Annotated in this window: 1 protein-coding gene; it reads right to left on the bottom strand. The window is 51.7% G+C overall.

The window, feature by feature from the left end; genetic code table 11:
• Nucleotides 1-163: 163 nt before the first annotated feature.
• Nucleotides 164-576: energy transducer TonB (locus ACO0LK_RS26990; RefSeq protein WP_422980608.1), on the bottom strand; the 413-nt coding region annotated here is incomplete at its 5' end.

Genomic DNA, 576 nt, shown 5'->3' with positions numbered 1-576 from the left:
GGGTTTTCATTGAGGTGCTTCCTTTTAACAAAATAAGGTTGGTATTGCTTACTGCTGTTTTTATGTGGAACTTGGTTTATTTGTTACGACTACTATTTTCTTGCTATCTCTTGCATGGGTAGAGCAGACTGACCAGTAACGGGGCCTGCTCTTGCCTGAAATCTTACTCGAGCTTCCAGACGTACTGGACTTTGGTCCAGGTCTGTTGCGGTTTGCCATCGACGGTACCTGGCTTGTTCTTGCAGGAACCCGACATCAATTGGGAACGAACTGCATTGTCGAGACCACGGAAGCCACTGGACTTGTCGATCTTGACCTCTGCCACGGTGCCATCAGCACCAATCAGCACGGACAATTGCACCGTACCTGTTTCTTCATTACGCAACGAGGCACGTGGGTATTCTGGTTTGCAACCACCGACATTGAAGTCGATCACGCCTGGGATGGTTACCGGGCCAGTCGCTTTGGTTTCAGCAACAGGTGCAGGCTGAGCCGGCCCCTTGGGCATGACCGGGTTCTCTGGCTTGACGCTGGAGAAGTTACTCACGGTCGGCGGTTGCTGCACGGGTTGCTGTA

The organism is Undibacterium sp. Ji49W (genome assembly GCF_049340205.1).
In the GTDB taxonomy this organism is placed as follows: domain Bacteria; phylum Pseudomonadota; class Gammaproteobacteria; order Burkholderiales; family Burkholderiaceae_D; genus Undibacterium.
Note: the sequence above shows the minus strand (reverse complement) of the source record. Positions and strands in the feature narration are given on the sequence as shown.